The organism is Streptomyces polyrhachis, assembly GCF_042663125.1.
Taxonomy (GTDB): Bacteria; Actinomycetota; Actinomycetes; order Streptomycetales; family Streptomycetaceae; genus Streptomyces; species Streptomyces polyrhachii.
The window spans coordinates 1-13,756 of sequence record NZ_JBHSZO010000066.1; the positions used below are offsets into that span (position 1 = coordinate 1).

Here is a 13,756-nt window from a genome sequence, read left to right on the forward strand (position 1 = left end):
GACGCGGCCGCCGCCGAGCCGCCCGGCGGCGGAGCCACCCTGCGCGCGGCAGCCGCCGGCTACTTCGACCGCCGCGGCCTCCCCACCGACCCCGACCGCCTCACCGCCGCCACCGGCGCCCGCCCGCTGCTCCTCGCGCTCCTCGCCGCCCTCCCGGGCGACGTCCTGCTGCCCCGCCCCGCCGCCCCCTGGTACGCGGCCCCCGCCCACTTCCTCGGCCGCCCCGTGCACCCCGTCCCCGTCCCCGCCGAGAGCGGCGGCGCCCCCGACCCGGTCGCCCTGCTGGAGACCGTGGCGCGGGTACGGGCCGAGGGCGGCCGCCCGCGCGTCCTGCTGCTCTCCGTGGCGGACGAGGCCACTGGCACGGTGCCACCGCCCGAGGTCCTCTACGAGGTCTGCGAGGCCGCCGCCGGCGCCGGACTGCTGGTGATCGGCGACGAGTCCCTCCGCGACACCGCGCACGACCCGCACGCCACCCTGCCGGTCAGCCCGGCGGAGATCACGCACGACCGCGCCGTGGCCCTGAGCGACCTGGGCGCCTGGCTCCTCCCGCCCGGCCTGCCCGCGGCCGTCGCCCGCTTCCCCGCCGGCGCGGACGGCGCCGCGCTGCACGCCCACACCACCGCCACCCTCGCCTCCCTCGGCGCCACGCTCGCCGCCCCCGTCGCCGCCGCGGCGGCGTACGCCCTGACCGAACCGCCCCCCGTCACCGCCCGCACCCGCGCCGGCGTCCGCCTCGCCCGGCACCTCGCCGCCGCGGTCGGCGCGGTCCTGCACGCCCACGGCGCGGAGTTCCGGCCGCCCCGGGCCGGCGCCTGGCTCTACGCCGACTTCGAGGAGCGGCGCGCCGCCCTGGCCGCGCACGACGTCCGCGACAGCGCGGAGCTGGAGAGCTGGCTCGCCGGCCGGCTCGGCCCGTACCGCGTGACCGGGGGCTTCTGCCTCGGCGACCGCCCGGAGGCGCTGCGGGTGCGCTTCGCCCTGCTGCCGCTCGCCGGCACCGCCCCCCAGGAGCGCGCCGCCGCCCTCACCTCGCCCGACCCGCTGCGACTGCCGCAGGTGGTACGGGAGTTGTCCGCCTTCGACGCAGTGATCGCCGAGCTGACGGGAGCCGCACGATGAGCGATCCGGGACTCCAGGACCACCTGACCCCCGACTGGCGCCACTCGGACCGCCGCTTCACCCAGGCCGGCCGGCACGACCCGGCGCTGCGCCGGATCGGCGAACTGCGCACCTGGCCCCGCGACTTCACCGACCGCCTCACCGCGCCCCTGCCCGGCGTGGCCATGCTCGCCCGGCTCGCCCGCGACGGCCGCCTGCGCCCGCCCGCCGCCGCCCTGCACGACATCCCGCACATCCCCTTCGAGCCCGGCGACCTCCCGGCCGCCGACTCCACGACGGTGGCCGCCACCTGGGCGGGGCACGCCAGTTGGGTGCTGCGCATGGGCGGCCTCACCATCCTCACCGACCCCGTCTGGTCGCGCCGGATCCTGGGCACCCCCGCCCGCATCACCCCCGTCGGCGTGCGCTGGGAGGACCTGCCGGCGGTCGACGCGGTGGTCATCTCGCACAACCACTACGACCACCTCGACGCCCCCACCATGAAGCGACTCCCGCGCGCGACGGCCCTGTTCGTCCCCGCCGGCCTGGGCGCCTGGTTCCGCCGCCGGGGCTTCACCAAGGTCACCGAACTGGACTGGTGGGAGGCCGCCGAACTGCCCGGCCCCGCCGGCAACACCGTGCGCTTCGACTTCGTCCCCGCCCACCACTGGAGCCGGCGCGGACCGCTGGACACCTGCCGCTCGCTGTGGGGCGGCTGGGTGCTCACCGACCGCCTCGGCCAGCGCCTCTACTTCGCGGGGGACACCGGCTACGGGCACTGGTTCGAGCAGATCGGCGCCCGCCACCCCGGCATCGACCTGGCGCTGCTGCCCATCGGCGCCTACGACCCGCGCTGGATGCTGGGGCCCGTACACACCGATCCCGAGGAGGCCGTACGGGCCTTCGCCGACCTGGGCGCCCGACGGCTGGCGCCGATGCACTGGGGCACCTTCCTGCTCTCCGCCGAGTCCCCGCTGGAGCCCCGCGCCCGACTGCTGGCGGCGTGGGAGCGCGCCGAACTGCCCCGCGAGGCCCTCTGGGACCTCCCCGTGGGAGGCTCAGCGGTGCTGTGAGTCGGGCGGACCCCCGGGGTCCCAAGCCCCCAACCCCCGTTCCTCAGCCCTGGGTCCGCGCCCGCACCCACCCCGTCAGCCGCTGCCACAGCGACGGCGCCGCGGCGATCAGCAGCGTCAGCGCGATCGCCGCCGCCACGCCCTCCCAGGGCTCCGGGAAGAGCGCGCCGCCGCCGATGCCGATCAGCTGGTACAGCCCCGCCCAGGCCAGGCAGGCGGGCGCGTTGCCGCGCATGAACCTCCGCAGCGGCATGTGCGCCAGCAGGCAGGCGACCATCACCGGGATCCGCCCGGCCGGCATCAGCCGCGACAGGATCAGCACCGGGATCGTGTGCTTGCGGAGCTTCTTCCGCGCCTCGGCCACGTGCTCGGGGGCGACGCGCTTCGTCAGCCGCCGCATCAGCCGCGAGCCGTGGTCCGTACGGGCGCCCCGCGCGCCGAGCCAGTACAGCAGCGTGTCCCCGAGGAACGCGGCCAGCGCCGCGAGTACGAAGATCAGCACCAGCCCCGCCGGATCGTGGTCGTGGAGCGCCACGACCGTCGTGGTGGCCACCACCGTCCCCGTCGGGATCACCGGCACCAGCGAACCGAACAGCACCAGGGCGAACATCGTCGGATCGCCCACCGCGTGGTGCGAGGAGGCCAGGTGCACCGTCTGCGCCAGCCGCGCCGCCCCCTCGCCCGCCAGCGGCGCCCCCCACAGCCCCTTCACCGGGCCCCTTCCAGCCGTACGGACTCCCCGTGCCCCAGCCGGTACACGGCCGTCCGCGGCGCCGACCGCCGCGCGAGACGGGCGAACTCCCCGCCCGGCGCGTGGAATTCGTGCGGCCGCACCGCGTCCAGACCGATCGGCCAGTACGTGCCGTAGTGCACCGGTACGGCCACCGCCGGCGCCAGCTCCGCCAGCGCCAGCGCCGCGCGCGCCGCGTCCAGGTGCTCCGGCCCCAGCCGCGGCCCCCAGCCGCCGACGGGCAGCAGCGCCACGTCGCAGCCGCCGACCTCCTCGGCCATCGAGTCGAACAGCCCCGTGTCCCCCGCGAAGTACGTACGCGCCGCGCCCTCGACGACGAAGCCCAGCGCCGGTACGCGCTGCGGACCGACCGGCCAGCGCCGCCCGTCGTGGCGCGCGCTCACCGCCCGTACCGTCACCCCCCCGACGCGGACGCCCTCCCCGGGCCCCACCTCCGTCAGCCGCAGCCCCCGCAGCCGCCGCAGACCCGGCACCGCCGCCCCCGCCCCCCGGGGCAGCAGCACCCGCGTACCCGGGGCCAGGCGCGCCAGGCTCGGCAGGTGCAGATGGTCGGTGTGCAGATGCGAGACCACCGCGACCTCCGCGACGGCGGCCTCCGGCGGCGGCAGCGCGCCCCGGCGGCGGCGCAGATGCGCCACCCGCCGGGCGAAGAGCGGATCGGTCAGCACGCGCACCCCCGAGTCCCGCACGGTGGCGGTGGCATGCCCCCACCAGGTGATCTCAACCGGCACGCGCGCCTCTCCCTTCCCCACGGACCGAGGTTACGTCCTCCCCGCACACCCCGGCGCGTCCCGGCGCGCAGGGACGCCACCGGAAAACCCCGGGAAAAGCGGAGGAATACCCGCCCCCCTCCCTGTGGAAGGGTGTACCGGTGAAGGAGGTGCCCGCGCACCATGCCCACCGCACCACACCGCCTGAGGACCCTCGGCGGCGCAGCCCTCCGGGTCGTCGCCGTCTGGGCGGTCGCCACCGGCACCATGCTGGTCCTCGCCGGCCTCCTCCCCGACTTCCGCCTCCAGTCCGCCGACGGCGACAGCGCCACCCGCACCGCCACCGCCGCGGCGATCGGCGCCGGCGCCTTCGGTGTCCTCAGCGCCCTGGTCTGGCCGGCCCTCGTGCGCGCGCTGCTGCTCGTACCGGCCTTCGTCCTGGGCCTGCTGGTCTTCTTCCTCAACGGCTCCCTCCTGTGGATCGCCCTCAGCCTCATCCCCGCCGAGCGCGGCGGCGAGGTCGACCCCACCACCGCCGTGGTGGTCGCCGCCGTCATGTCCGCCGCCTCCTCCGCCACCAGCACCGCCCTGGCCGTACGCGACGACGGCGCCTACCGCCGCCGCCTGGCCCGCCTCGCGGACCGCCGCGGCAGCGCCCAGTGCGGCCCCGAGGCCGCCCCCGGCACGGTCTTCGTCCAACTCGACGGACTCGGCCACGACACCCTGCGCGCCGCCCTCGACGGCGTCCGCCCGCTGATGCCCACCCTCGCCGGCTGGTACCGCGACGGCGGCCACCGCCTGATGCCCTGGCGCACCGACTGGTCCAGCCAGACCGGCGCCAGCCAACTGGGCATCCTGCACGGCTCCAACCACGACGTCCCCGCCTTCCGCTGGTACGAGAAGGAGACCGGCCGCGTCATGGTCTGCAACCGCCCCGCCAGCGCGGCCCTGCTCCAGCAGCGCGCCGCGGCGCTGACCGGCGACCCCGGCCTGCTCGCCGACCCGGGCGGCGCCAGCCGCGGCAACCTCTTCACCGGCGGCGCCGAGCAGCTCGCCCTCGTCCTGTCCGTCGCCGGCGTCAACGGCCGCAACGGACACAGCCGTTCACGCTCCGGCTACTTCGCCTACTTCTCCGACCCCGCCAACGCCACCCGCACCTTCGCCTCCTTCCTCGCCGAAGTCGCCCGCGAGATCGGCCAGTCCACCGCCTCCCGGCTGCGCGGCGACCGCCCCCGCATGGGCCGCGGCCGCCTCTACCCCTTCCTGCGCGCCTTCGCCACCGTCGTCGAACGCGACGTCGTCGTCGCCGCCGTCATCGGCGACATGCTCGCCGGCCGCCGCACGATCTACGCCGACCTGGTCGCGTACGACGAGGTCGCCCACTACGCGGGACCGCGCCACCGCGACACCCACCAGGTGCTGCGCCGCCTGGACCGCTCGGTGCGGCTGATCGCCAAGGCCGCCCGCCACGCCCCGCGCCCGTACCGCATCGTGCTGCTCTCCGACCACGGCCAGAGCGAAGGACCGAGCTTCACCGCCGCCCACGGCCTCTCCCTGCAGGACCTGGTCCGCGCCGGCTGCGGACTGCCCGTCGGCCGCCGCGCCCACCGCCGGCTGCGCGACGACGAGGCGCTGAGCGCCCTGCACGCCGCGCTGCACCGCAGCCCCGAGTCCGCCGAGGAGGTGCACCCCGGACCCGTCGTCCTGGCCTCGGGGAACCTGGGCCTGGTCAGCTTCCCCGACATCACCGGCCGCGCCACCCGCGAGGAGCTCGACCGCCGCCACCCCGCCCTGCTGCGCACCCTGGCCGACCATCCCGGCGTGGGCTTCGTCCTGGTGCACAGCGACCGGCACGGCCCGGTCGTCCTGGGCGCGGACGGCGGCGAGCACCACCTCGATACGGGCAGGACGGCCGGCGTCGACCCGCTCGCCCCCTTCGGACCCGGCGCCGCCCGCACGGTGGCGCGCACCGCGGCCTTCCCGCACGCGGCCGACCTCATGGTCAACTCCGCCTACGACGCCGCCACCGGGCAGGTGCACGCCTTCGAGGACCAGATCGGCTCACACGGGGGACTGGGCGGCGAGCAGAGCCGCGCCTTCCTGATGTGGCCCTCCGACCTCCCGCCGCCGGTGCGGCCCGGCGAGGAGCTGACCGGCGCCGAACGGATCCACGAGGTGCTGCGGGGCTGGCTGGACGCGGCGGCGCGGGAGGGCGGGGGCGCGGCCGGCCGGCGCGGCCGGGGCCGGGCGGGGGAGGACGCGGAACGGGCGGGCTGAAGGCACCGCTCCGTATTCGCCGTTGACACGGCGCCCGCGCGCGGCGGAAGGTGGGCGGCGGGGGTCCGGGGGACATCGCAGGCACAGCCGCGCGCGACGCTCCCCCCACGCTCCCGCATCCAGGCGAGCGGACGGTCCCGGACCCCATGCTCGCGCAGAAACGCACGTCACGGGGGTGAAGCCCAATGGCTTCCGGAGATCAGCAGTTCGGCCCGGCACCGGAAGGCTTCGGCCCCCCGCCACCCCCCGGTCCGTACGGGACCCCGCCCCCCGGCGCCCCCTACGGCCCCCCGGCCGCCCCGCCCTCCTACGGCCCCCGGCCCGGCCCCGGCCCCGGCCCCGGCCCCGGCCCCGGCCACCACCCGCCGCCCCCACCGCCCGTCCCGCAGCCCCCCGGCAGCCCCGCCAACGCCGCCGCCCTCGCCCTGCTCAACCTCAGCGGCCTGGGCCTCGGCTACGTCGCCCTGCGCCGCTGGGTGGAGGCCGCCGTGTGCTGGCTGGCCACCGCCGCCCTCGCCCTCCTCGCGCTGCCCGCGGACGCCGACGGCATACCCGCCGCGCCGGTCGCGGGCTACCTCGCCCTCCTCGCGCTGGCCGCCCTCGACGCCTTCCGGCGCGGACTGAGGGTCCGCGGCCGCCTGCCCGCGCAGCCCGCGCTCGCCGTCGCCCTCGCCGTGGCGCTGCTCGCCGTCCCGGCCGGCAGCGCCGTCGCCTACGACCTCGCCCGCCAGGAGGCCAACGAGCAGGCCCTCCTCAAGCGCCTCACGGCCGCCGACACGCTCGTACGGACCGCCGCCGCCCAGCCCTTCGGCTCCGCGCAGGGCTCGTACGAGAAGGCCCTGGACATCTACGAGGACCTCGGCGAGCGCCACGCCGGCAGCCGGGCGGCGAAGAAGGTGCCCGCCCGGATCGACACCTACTACGCGAAGGTCTCCGCCCCCTACGGCGAGGAGCGCTACTGCGAGGCCGTGGCACCGCTGGGGCACCTGCGCGACGTCTCGCGCGAACTCGACGCCGACCTGCTCGGCAAGCGCCGCACCTGGCCCGACGATCCGCTGGCCACCTCGCTGCTGGAGTGCGGACGCGGAAAGCTGGGCACCGCCGCCGTCCCCGAGCTGGCCCAACTCCTCGACACCTTCCCGAAGTCGAAGCAGGCCGCCGAGGTCGAGACGGCGATCCACGTCGCCGTCGCCGGATACACCAGGGCCCTGGAGGGCGGCGAGCCCTGCAAGGCCACCGAGCAGCTCCGCAACGTCGCCAAGACCGCCGAGTCGCTGCCCGGCGACCTCACCGCCGACGCGGACCGCCCCGTCCGCGACGGGGTCTTCGCCTGCGGACTCGACCAGTTCAAGGACGGCGACTTCGGTGACGCCCGCAAGACCCTGACCGGCTTCGCCGCCGACTACAAGGACAGCCCCGACCGCGCCCGCGCCCGCCAGGTGGCCATCGCGGCGGAGATAGCCGAGGAGAGCCCGCGGGCCGGCGCCACACTGCCGCGCGAGACGGCGCCCGGCGGCAGCCGGATGCCGGTGGCGATCTCCAACGGCGGCCCCGGCTCGGTGACGGTGATGTACACCGGACCCGTCACCGGCACGCTCACGATCAAGGGCTGCGACGGCTGCCGGACCTTCCCCACGGAGGCCGTCGGCCGCACCGGCGCCTGCAAGGCGGGCGGCACCGCCGAGCCCAAGCGCACCCTGAACCTCCCCGCCGGCGAGTACCACTTCCTCTACAAGCGCGCCGACGCCGGCGAGGCCGTCGACAACCACAGCTCCAGCACCCGCATCCAGCCCGGCTACACCTACACGGACTGCCTGTACGTGGTCAGCGGCGCCGGCCCCGGCGGCAGCGGCACGGACGCCTGACCCCCGGCACGGGACACCGGCCCCGGGGCCGCGACACGGGACAGCCCGCGCCGCGGCCCCGCGGCATTACCTCCGGCGTAATCGACCCCCGCACCCCACCGGGGGATCGTGGGGTCAGCGGGGGCCGGGCCGGCGCACTCCGGCCCGACCCCCGCCACCGACCAGCGCGTTCACCACCGGACCCGGGCCGCCCGGGGCCCGTACGACCGACGGAGGAACCCCATGTCCGCGCCCGCCCCAGCCCGCCCCGCCCCCTCCTCGACCGCCCCGCAGACCCTGCTGCGCCGCGTGCTCCTCCTGGACGCCGCCGTCACCGGCGCCAACGCCGTGGCCTACCTCGCCGCCTCCGGCCCGCTGGGCGACCTCCTCGGCGTCGGCGACGGCCTGCTGCCGGCCCTCGGCGTCTTCCTGCTCGGCTACGCCGCGGCCGTCGCCGCCCTGGCCGCGCGCCCGGCGCCGCCCGCCCTCGGCGTCCGGCTCGTCATCGACGCCAACGTCCTGTGGGTGGCGGGCAGCGTACTGGCACCGCTGCTGTGGCTCGATCCGAGCACGGCCGGCACGGTGTGGACCGCGATGCAGGCCGCGGTGGTCCTGGGCTTCGCCGCGCTGCAGTGGACGCTGCTGCGGCGCGTACTGGGCGGCTGACCGCCACCGCGTTCAAGGGCGCAGCAGCGACAGGTACGTGACCGTCTCCGGATCGGCCGGGAGCAGCGTCTCCAGGGCCAGCTCGGAGACGGTCACGTCCATCGGGGTGTTGAACGTCGCGATCGTGGAGACGAAGGAGAGCCGATGCCCGTCGTACTCCACGACCAGCGGCAGCGCGAACGGCGCGTGCGCCGCCGCGGACTCCCCGACGGCCTCCTCCACATGGCCGGCGGGCGGCGGATACGCCGCCACCTCCTCGTAGAGCTCCCGCAGCGCGGGGGAGCGCACCAGCGACAGCTGCCGGTCCATCTGCGCCAGCAGATGCCCGCGCCACTGGGCCAGATTGCGGATCCGCGGCGCGAGCCCCTCCGGGTGCAGGGTCAGCCGCATCGCGTTGAGCGGCGGCACGAGCAGGTGCTCGGGCAGCCCGTCCATCAGCATCAGGATGCCCCGGTTGGCGGCCACCACCCCGTACGTGCCGTCCACCACCATCGCCGGATACGGCTCGTGCGCCGCCAACAGCCGCTCCATCGCCTGCCGTACGCCCGCCAGCGCCGGATCGTCCAGCGGCGTCTCCCGGTAGTGCGGGGCGTAACCGGCCGCCAGCAGCAGCGCGTTGCGCTCCCGTACGGGGACGTCCAGCTGCTCCGCGAGCCGCAGCACCATCTCCCGGCTGGGCCGCGAGCGACCGGTCTCGACGAAGCTGATGTGCCGCGCGGAGGAGTCCGCGCGCAGAGCCAACTCCAGCTGGCTGACCCCCCGCCGCTCGCGCCACTCCCGCAGCAGCGTCCCCACCTGCGCTTCACCGACCACCGTCATACGGCGACCGTAGCCGACCCGCTGCCCCCCGGATGCACCGGCCCGAAGTGCGCCTCCCACCCGGCCTCCCCAGAATCGGACGTAGGTGCCCTGTACGGCGCGCACCCCCGCCACTACGAGAGCGGAGACACCCCGATGATCCGAAACCGCATCGTCAGTTTCATCGCGACCTTCTCCCTGGCCGGTGCCCTCGGCGGCGCGGTGGCCCTCGCCGCCGGCGCGGCCCCGGCCGTGGCGCCCGGCCACGAACGGCAGACCACCCCGGCGCGGATCAGCGACGCGGAGCCCGCCGTGAAGCAGGCCCCGAAGAGCCAGCCGGACACGGACCCCGGCACGTACGGCAACGACGAGTAGGCACAACGCACGTGTACGGCGGCGGGGCGGCCCGCACAGGCCGCCCCGCCGCCGTACACCCCGCCTCAGTCCACGTCGAAGTCGTCCGGATCCGGCCCCAGCCGCTTACCCGTCTCCAACCCCGCGATGGCCGCCATCTCCTCCGGACTCAACTCGAAGTCGAAGACGTCGAAGTTCTCCTTGATCCGCGCCGGCGTCACCGACTTCGGAATGACGATGTTCCCCAACTGCAGATGCCAGCGGATGACCGCCTGCGCCGGCGTGACCCCGTGCGCCGCGGCGATGGCGCCGATCGTCTCGTCGGCCAGCACGTCCTTGCCCTGCCCCAGCGGCGACCACGATTCCGTGGCGATCCCGTGCCGCTGGTCGAAGGCACGCAGCTCCGCCTGCTGGAAGTAGGGGTGCAGCTCGATCTGGTTGACCGCCGGCGTCAGCCCTGCCTCCTCGATGAGCCGCTCCAGGTTCTGCGGCTTGAAGTTCGAGACGCCGACCGCCCGCGCCCTCCCGCTCTGCGCGATCTCACCGAAGACCCGCCAGATGGTCACGTAGTCGTCGCGCAGCGCCCGCGGCCAGTGGATGAGATAGAGGTCGACGTAGTCCAGCCCGAGCCGCTCCAGCGAGGCGTCGAAGGCGCGCAGCACCGCGTCGCGGTCCCATGCCTGCTTCGCGGTGTTCCACAGCTTCGTGGTGACGAAGAGGTCCTCGCGCGCAATCCCCGAGCTGGCCAGCGCCCGCCCGGTGCCCCGCTCGTTCTCGTAGATCTCGGCCGTGTCGATGCTGCGGTAGCCGACCTCGAGCGCTTCACTGACGGCCGCGGTCGCCCCGGCGTCCGGCACCTGCCAGACACCGAAGCCGAGCTGGGGCATGGCCACGCCGTTGTTGAGGGTGATGGACGGAACAATGTGCACGAGCGGAATCCCTGTCGTCTCGGCGGTTGTACCTACACCCTCCCCACGATGCCCCCGCCCCCCTCCCGGCGCCACCCGGCCCCGCCCTCACCTCGGGTAGAGCGCCTCCACCTCTTCCGTGTACGCCTTCTCGATCGCCCTGCGCTTGAGCTTCAGCGACGGCGTGAGCAGCCCGTGCGCCTCGGTGAACTGCGTCGTCAGGATGCGGAAGGTACGGATCGCCTCCGCGCTGGAGACCGCCAGGTTCGCCGTGACCACCGCCCGGCGGATCTCCGCCTCCAGATCGTTGTCGCGCACCAGGTCCCCCGGCGCCAGCTCCGCCTTGCCCCGCATCCGCAGCCAGTGCTCCACCCCCTCCGGCTCCAGGGTGATCAGGGCGGCGATGTACGGGCGGTCGTTGCCGACGACGATGCACTGCGCGACCAGCGGATGGGACCGCACCCGCTCCTCCAGCGCCGGCGGATAGACGCTCTTGCCGTTCGACGTCACCAGCATCTCCTTCTTCCGCCCGGTGATCGTCAGATAGCCGTCCCCGTCCAGCGCGCCCATGTCCCCCGTGGCCAGCCAGCCGTCCCGCAGCACCGCCTGCGTCGCCTGGCGGTCGCGGGAGTAGCCGGAGAAGAGCGTGGCGCCGCGCAGCCACACCTCCCCGTCCTGCGCGATACGCACCGTGGTCCCCGGGATCGGCAGCCCCACCGTCCCGAACTTCGGCCGCTCCGGCGGATTGGCCGTCGCCGCCGCGGTCGACTCCGTCAGCCCGTACCCCTCCAGGATCCGGACGCCCGCCCCCTCGAAGAACAGCCCCAGCCGCCGGTCCATCGCCGAACCGCCCGACATCGCGTAGCGCGCCCGCCCGCCCAGCCGCTCGCGCAACCGCGCGTAGACCAGCCGGTCGGCGACCTGGTGCTGCATCCGCAGCCCTGCGCTCGGCCCCGGCCCCTCCCCGAACTCCTTCTCCTGCACGGCCTCCGCATAGCGCACGGCCACGTCCACCGCCTTGTCGAACGCCTCCAGCCGCCCCTGCTCCTCGGCCGTGCGCCGCGCCGCGCGGAAGACCTTCTCGAAGACGTGCGGCACCGCCAGCAGGAACGTCGGCCGGAACGTCCCCAGATCCGGCAGCAGTGCCTCCGCGCGCAGCTCCGGCTGGTGGGCCAGGAGCACCCCGGCCCGTACGGCCGTGACCTCGATCATCCGGCCGAAGACATGCGCCAGCGGCAGGAACAGCAGCGTCGCGGGACTGTGCCGGCCCGTACGGAAGAGCGCCGCGTACCGCTCGATGATGTTGTCCGCCTCCGCCATGAAGTTGGCGTGCGTGAGGACGCAGCCGCGCGGCCGCCCGGTGGTGCCCGAGGTGTAGATGAGCGTGGCGGGGGAGTCCGGCGTCACCGCGAGCCGGTGGCGCTCCACGACCTCGTCGTCCAGATGGGCCCCCGCCCCGGTCAGCTCCTCGACGGCACCCGCGTCGATCTGCCACAGCCCGCGCAGCGCGGGCAGCCGCTCGATCACCGAGCCCACCGACATGGCGTGGTTCTCGTGCTCCACGATCGCCGCCACCGCACCGGAGTCGTTGAGGATCCAGTGCACCTGCTCCACGGAGGACGTCGGGTAGATCGGCACCGGCTGGGCGCCGATCGCCCACAGCGCGAAGTCGAAGACCGTCCACTCGTACCGGGTCCGCGACATCAGGGCCACCCGGTCACCGAAGCGCACCCCCTGCGCCAGCAGCCCCTTCGCCACCCCCAGCACCTCGTCGCGGAACTCCCCGCTCGACACGTCCCGCCACTGCCCGGAGGCGTCCTTGCGGGCGAGGGCGGGCCGCCGCGGATCCGCGGCGGCCCGGTCGAAGACAGGATCCGCCAGCCCGCCCACCTGAGCGTCCGCGGTCATGGTGGGGACGCTGAACTCGCGCACTGGACGATCTCCTCGGAGCACATGGGGTGGTCGGTCCCGAGGCGCGAACGTACCGGATGCGGAACCTGTGCAGAAGGGCTGTGGGAATCCTCCACGGAATCTCTCCAACCCGGACCGCCCCGGAGCACGAAAGCACTGGTGAGGGCCGACCGGGAGACATGGGGCGCCCTGCGCGACAATGGCGTCTGTCACCTCTGAAGAGAACGGATACGGAACCAGCCCAGCCCCGCCCGGGCTCCGCCCCAGCCCCGCCCGGGCTCCGACCGAGCCCGACCGAGCCCGACCGAGGAAGCCATGCGCCGCCCCACCCTGCCGAGCAGACTCCCCGTCGAGCCCTTCGTCCTGCTGCTCGTGGCGATGGCCGCGCTGGCCTTCCTCCTTCCCGCGACCGGCACCGCCGCCACCGTCGTCGAGCACGCCTCCAGCGTTGCGATCGGACTCCTCTTCTTCCTCTACGGAGTGCGCCTCTCCACCCGCGAGGCCCTCGACGGACTGACGCACTGGCGGCTGCAGCTCTTCATCGTGCTGTGCACCTTCGTCCTCTTCCCCCTGCTGGGCCTGGCCGCCCGCGCCCTGGTCCCGCACCTGCTGACCGAGCAGCTCTACACCGGCGTGCTCTTCCTCTGCCTGGTCCCCTCGACCATCCAGTCGTCCATCGCCTTCACCTCCCTCGCCCGCGGCAACGTCCCCGCTGCGATCTGCGCCGGCACGTACTCCGCGCTGCTGGGAATGGTCCTCACCCCGCTCCTGGCCGCCTGGCTCATCGGCCCGCAGGCGGACTTCTCCGCCCAGGGCCTGCTCGGCATCGCCACCCAGCTCCTGGCCCCCTTCGCCGCCGGCCAGCTGCTGCGCCGCCGCATCGGCGGCTTCGTCCACCGCCACCGGCGGCAGCTGGCCCGACTGGACCGGACGTCGATCCTGCTGGTGGTCTACACGGCGTTCAGCGAGGGCGTCGACCGGGGCGTCTTCCACCAGGTCACGGCGGGACGCCTGGCGGCGCTGGCCGGCGTACTGGCAGCACTCCTGGCCACGGTCCTCGCCCTGACCATGACGCTCTCCCGCCGCCTGCACTTCAACCGGGCCGACCGCATCACGGCCGTCTTCGCCGGCTCGAAGAAGAGCCTCGCCAACGGCCTCCCCATGGCGGCGGTCCTCTTCGGCCCCCAGGCGTCGCTCGCGATCCTCCCGCTGATGCTCTTCCACCAGCTGCAACTGATCGTCTGCGCCTTCATCGCGGAACGCTGGGCGAAGCAGGCCCCGCCTCAGCCGGGGGGTTGACACGACCCTGGCCCGTCCGTATAGTTCTTCGAGTTGCCACGGCGCCTACACGGTTCCGAGCGAC

The 13,756-nt window shown here is 75.0% G+C and carries 12 protein-coding genes; 7 read left to right on the plus strand and 5 right to left on the minus strand.

From position 1 onward, the window contains the following. The coding region (locus ACFQLX_RS25080) for an aminotransferase class I/II-fold pyridoxal phosphate-dependent enzyme (RefSeq protein WP_386418750.1) at positions 1–1,122 on the plus strand (1,122 nt) is incomplete at its 5' end. Next, positions 1,119–2,174, plus strand: coding sequence for an MBL fold metallo-hydrolase (locus ACFQLX_RS25085; protein ID WP_386418752.1), 1,056 nt, complete (start codon positions 1,119–1,121; stop codon positions 2,172–2,174). The genes ACFQLX_RS25080 and ACFQLX_RS25085, both read left to right, overlap by 4 nt. A 43-nt stretch (positions 2,175–2,217) precedes the next feature. Here ACFQLX_RS25085 and ACFQLX_RS25090 read toward each other — a convergent pair whose 3' ends face one another. After that, positions 2,218–2,784 carry a DedA family protein gene (locus ACFQLX_RS25090; RefSeq protein WP_386418767.1) on the minus strand — a complete coding sequence of 189 codons (567 nt, stop codon included), beginning with the start codon at positions 2,782–2,784 and terminating at the stop codon, positions 2,218–2,220. Positions 2,785–2,882: 98 nt separating this feature from the next. After that, complete coding sequence (locus ACFQLX_RS25095; RefSeq protein WP_386418753.1) at positions 2,883–3,656, minus strand: MBL fold metallo-hydrolase; 774 nt, start codon at positions 3,654–3,656, stop codon at positions 2,883–2,885. A 162-nt stretch (positions 3,657–3,818) separates the two neighbouring features. Between ACFQLX_RS25095 and ACFQLX_RS25100 the strand changes: the two genes are divergently transcribed. The 3 genes from ACFQLX_RS25100 (at position 3,819) to ACFQLX_RS25110 (ending at position 8,422) form a co-directional block, all read left to right on the plus strand. After that, the gene (locus ACFQLX_RS25100) at positions 3,819–5,912 is read left to right on the plus strand and encodes a phage holin family protein (RefSeq protein ID WP_386418754.1); all 2,094 of its coding nucleotides are present in this window, start codon (positions 3,819–3,821) and stop codon (positions 5,910–5,912) included. A gap of 185 nt (positions 5,913–6,097) precedes the next feature. Continuing rightward, positions 6,098–7,777, plus strand: coding sequence for a hypothetical protein (locus ACFQLX_RS25105; protein WP_386418755.1), 1,680 nt, complete (start codon positions 6,098–6,100; stop codon positions 7,775–7,777). Between the two features lie 222 nt (positions 7,778–7,999). Then, complete coding sequence (locus tag ACFQLX_RS25110) at positions 8,000–8,422, plus strand: hypothetical protein (protein WP_386418756.1); 423 nt, start codon at positions 8,000–8,002, stop codon at positions 8,420–8,422. Between the two features lie 12 nt (positions 8,423–8,434). Here the strand turns inward: ACFQLX_RS25110 and ACFQLX_RS25115 are convergent, their stop codons facing one another. Next, the gene (locus ACFQLX_RS25115) at positions 8,435–9,241 is read right to left on the minus strand and encodes a helix-turn-helix domain-containing protein (protein WP_386418758.1); all 807 of its coding nucleotides are present in this window, start codon (positions 9,239–9,241) and stop codon (positions 8,435–8,437) included. Positions 9,242–9,376: 135 nt separating this feature from the next. Here ACFQLX_RS25115 and ACFQLX_RS25120 point away from each other — a divergent pair, with 135 nt between their 5' ends. Beyond that, complete coding sequence (locus ACFQLX_RS25120) at positions 9,377–9,595, plus strand: hypothetical protein (protein WP_386418760.1); 219 nt, start codon at positions 9,377–9,379, stop codon at positions 9,593–9,595. 65 nt (positions 9,596–9,660) lie between these two features. Here ACFQLX_RS25120 and ACFQLX_RS25125 read toward each other — a convergent pair whose 3' ends face one another. Together ACFQLX_RS25125 and ACFQLX_RS25130 are read right to left on the minus strand one after the other, a co-directional pair. Beyond that, positions 9,661–10,503 (minus strand): aldo/keto reductase, encoded by an 843-nt coding sequence (locus ACFQLX_RS25125; protein WP_386418762.1) that lies wholly within the window; start codon positions 10,501–10,503, stop codon positions 9,661–9,663. A gap of 87 nt (positions 10,504–10,590) precedes the next feature. After that, complete coding sequence (locus ACFQLX_RS25130) at positions 10,591–12,414, minus strand: AMP-dependent synthetase/ligase (protein ID WP_386418763.1); 1,824 nt, start codon at positions 12,412–12,414, stop codon at positions 10,591–10,593. Between the two features lie 294 nt (positions 12,415–12,708). On the opposite strand from ACFQLX_RS25130, the gene ACFQLX_RS25135 reads away from it, so the two are divergent. Next, positions 12,709–13,692, plus strand: coding sequence for a bile acid:sodium symporter family protein (locus tag ACFQLX_RS25135; protein ID WP_386418765.1), 984 nt, complete (start codon positions 12,709–12,711; stop codon positions 13,690–13,692). The last annotated feature ends 64 nt before the right edge of the window (positions 13,693–13,756 follow it).